This window comes from Neisseria sp. 19428wB4_WF04, from assembly GCF_015235335.1.
Lineage (GTDB): Bacteria > Pseudomonadota > Gammaproteobacteria > Burkholderiales > Neisseriaceae > Neisseria > Neisseria musculi.
In genome coordinates this window covers 1-3,550 of sequence record NZ_JADGLG010000095.1, presented here as the reverse complement: position 1 = coordinate 3,550, position 3,550 = coordinate 1, and the positions used below count along the sequence as shown (strand labels likewise).

1 protein-coding gene and 3 pseudogenes are annotated in these 3,550 nt (G+C 43.2%); 3 read left to right on the top strand and 1 reads right to left on the bottom strand.

Translation table 11 applies throughout. The features are described from left to right. Positions 1-199, bottom strand: a pseudogene (locus IR141_RS12205) (IS1595 family transposase); the annotation flags it as partial. A gap of 328 nt (positions 200-527) precedes the next feature. Between IR141_RS12205 and IR141_RS14255 the strand changes: the two are divergent. The 3 genes and pseudogenes from IR141_RS14255 to IR141_RS12190 form a co-directional block, all read left to right on the top strand. After that, positions 528-1,264 (top strand): annotated as a pseudogene (locus IR141_RS14255) (restriction endonuclease subunit S); the annotation flags it as partial. Positions 1,265-1,552: 288 nt separating this feature from the next. Next, positions 1,553-2,761 carry a Fic family protein gene (locus IR141_RS12195; RefSeq protein ID WP_209304436.1) on the top strand — a complete coding sequence of 403 codons (1,209 nt, stop codon included), beginning with the start codon at positions 1,553-1,555 and terminating at the stop codon, positions 2,759-2,761. Positions 2,762-2,773: 12 nt separating this feature from the next. Then, positions 2,774-3,414: pseudogene (locus tag IR141_RS12190) on the top strand (type I restriction endonuclease); the annotation flags it as partial. Positions 3,415-3,550 lie beyond the last annotated feature (136 nt).

Sequence of the window (3,550 nt, the reverse complement as noted above, 5' to 3'; positions counted from 1 at the left end):
CATCAACTTCTACTTCACCATCAAGCATTTCCAGATGCGGGCTGTTGTGATAGATAAGTAAGCGCAAACGGTGGAAGTAATAGGCAGCGGTATTTTTATTGACGCTAACTAATTGCGCCGCTGTGCGGGTGGTAACACCTGCAACAAATAGTTCAATCAGTTTGTTTTGCTTGTACTGACTTAAACGACTTTTTCTCATAGGGATTATTCTAACCTGAAGTTAAATTTCCCTAGTTATCTAGTACAGCCCCTTTTTTCTGGTGGTGATGTTCCGCAAGATGCCTTATCTGAAACTAAAACAGAGGAGTTCTTTATCAAATGGTATTGGTGAAAAATCGTTATATGGCTGGACGAATTATCCTAGAATTACTAAACCAAGTTTGACAGTTTCAGCAAGAGGAACAATTGGTTGGACAAATTATCAAGAAAGCCCTTTTTTCCAATTGTACGATTATTGGTTTTGACACCTAAGAGTGGTATTCCGCAATTAACAAAACCAATGATTAAAGATATAAAAATCCCCATCTCCCTTGGAAACCCAACAAAAAATCGTAAAAATACTTGATAAAATGACTGAGTTGGAAGCCGAACTATCCCAACGCCGCAGACAATATGAATATTACCGCAATGCAATGTTAGATTTTGACAATCGATCGTTGGAGTGTAATAGTTAAACTTTATCCAAACTGTCTGAAAGATGTGATGTGGAAAACGTTGGGGGAAGTGGCGGAATATTCAACAATGCGTATTAAAGCTGATAGCCTTGATGAAACGAGCTATGTTGGAGTAGACAACTTGTTACAGAATCGAGGAGGGAAAAACATTGGCAAGCTATGCCCCTAATACTGAAAGCCTTGCTGGTTTTATTGAAAGTGATATGTTTGATAGGAAATATCCGCCCTTATTTGAAAAAAATTTGGCAGGCAGATCGTGCAGGTGGGGCAAGTGGTGATGTTTTAATTATCCACAATCGATAAAGACGTTAATCCGCGTTATCTGTATCAGGTTTTGGCTGATGATAAGTTATTTGCATATAATATGCAGCACGCCAAAGGCGCAAAAATGCCGCGTGGTAGTAAAGCGGCAATTATGCAATATTCTTTCTCCACCCCTAGAAATCCAAACCAAAATCGTCGCCATTCTGGATCAATTCGATGCCCTTACCCAATCCATCAGCCAAGGCCTGCCACGCGAAATTTCCTTGCGCCGCCGACAATACAAATATTACCGCGAACAACTGCTCAACTTCGCACCGGCCGCTTAAGCTTCAGACAGGCATGATGCCTGTCTGAACGGTTTTTAGGGATTTCACTACTATAAGCAAGCGCTTCGGCAAAATATCACCGACAATACCGCCCGCTTCCACGTCTATAGTGTCTGCAGACAATTAACGCAACGGCGGTATCTTTGGTCAAAATCCCCTGTCTGCGGCGTTAAAATGCTTGCAAGGTGTTCAACCTTGCTGCTCAAAAAAGCGGTTTGATGATTGGCAACAGGTGTTGTTACTCACGGATACACAGCAAAATAGTTTGTTAATCAAAAAATTCACAATGTGAGTAACAAGCTTGCTTGCTATGCACCGCTGAGTGATAATGTACTTTGTCAATCATATTTTGAAAATTGTGATAAACAAATGAATACTTTTTTACCGAATCTGGAACAGGCCGTCCACTATCACGACGGCGGCTTCCCTCCTGAATCATTGGATCTGCACCGCATCATGCCTGCGCTCTTGGAGGCAACGGATGCTATCGCCCGTTATGACCAAATGCTGAAAAATATGCACAATAGTGAGATTCTGTTTGCACCTCTGCGCAATCAGGAAGCGGTGATTTCTTCACGTATGGAAGGCACAGTCAGCACCATGGATGAAATTTTGCAGTATGAGGCTGATTATGCCGCCGATGAGTTTTCTGATCGTGTCCGCTCCGAGATTGTGGAGACGGTTTTGTATCAGAGAACTTTGAAAAATGCACAGCAGGCAATGGAAGCGGGCTACCCCTTGAGCAAGTCGCTGCTCAAAACCATGCACCAGCAATTGTTGTCTTACGGGCGGGGTGCGGGTAAAGCGCCGGGTGAGTTTAAACGAGAGCAGAATTATTTGGCGGATACTGTCAGCCGCAAGATTTTGTTTGTGCCGGTCAGCCCAGAAAAGCTGGAGGCTGGCTTGGATTCTTTATTTGCCTATCTGCATCGGGATGATGTGCCTGTTTTGGTGAAAACGGCGGTAGTGCATTTGGAATTTGAGGCATTGCATCCGTTTCAAGACGGTAACGGAAGGATTGGCAGAATGTTGATTACGCTGCTTTTATGGTCGAACCAAACCATTTCGGCACCGCATTTTTATATCAGCGGATACTTTGAAGAACATAAAAACCGTTATATTGATTTGATGCGTTCGGTTTCGCAATCGGGCGACTGGAATGAATGGGTGGTTTTCTTTTTGCATGCGGTGGAAGGCCAATCTGTCCGCAATCTGGAAATTGCAGAAAATATCCGCCGTTTGTATGAAGAAATGAAGCCGCAATTTAGCGAGATTTTATCCAGTAAACATGCATTGGCTATGCTGGATTTCGTGTTTACTTATCCTGTTTTCCGCAATACCAATCTGGTGGAAAAAACCGAGATTTCCCAAGCTACGGCAAACCGGTTTACTCGCGCATTGCATGAGGCCGGTATCTTAACGGTTACCGAAGAAAGCAGTGGCAGAAAATCAACGCGCTATTCTTTTGAGCATTTAATGAATTTAGTCCGTGTCTGAGGAATCCCTATCATGACCTACGAAACCCGCTCTATCGCCGAAACCGATCATTTTATCGTGCTTGACCAATATGAAAAAATCGACCAATCCAGCGCGGGCTATCAAACCGAAAGCGATTTGGAACGCGAATTAATCGCCGATTTGCAGAATCAGGGCTATGAATACTGCAAAGATTTGAACAGCCGCGAAAAGCTGTTGGCCAATTTGCGCGAATCTTTGCATAATCTGAATCATGTGGTGTTTTCAGACGGCGAATGGCAACGGCTATTAGACGAGTATATCAATAGGCCGTCTGAAAACATCATTGATAAAACACGCAAAATCCATCACGACCATATTTATGATTTTGTGTTTGATAACGGGCAAATCCGCAATATTTATTTGGTCGACAAGAAAATCCAGCGCGTAACCGCTTGCAGATAATTAATCAGTTTGAGCAGCAGGGCATTTATGCTAACCGCTATGATGTTACCGTGTTGGTAAATGGGCTGCCTTTGGTGCAGATCGAATTGAAGAAACGCGGTGTGGCGGTGCGCGAGGCGTTTAATCAGGTGCACCGTTACATGAAAGAAAGTTTTAATGCGGAAAACTCGCTGTTTAAATATCTGCAAATATTTGTGATTTCCAACGGTACCGATACGCGTTATTTCGCCAAAAAAAACTGTCAATTCCATTCCAAAACTGAGCCACAGTTGTGGTCTAAAATTGAGCCACCCTATGAGCGGTGTTTCATCCGGTAAGAATCATTGCCCGTCTCAAAAATATCGCAGCAATAAGTCAGACGCTCCA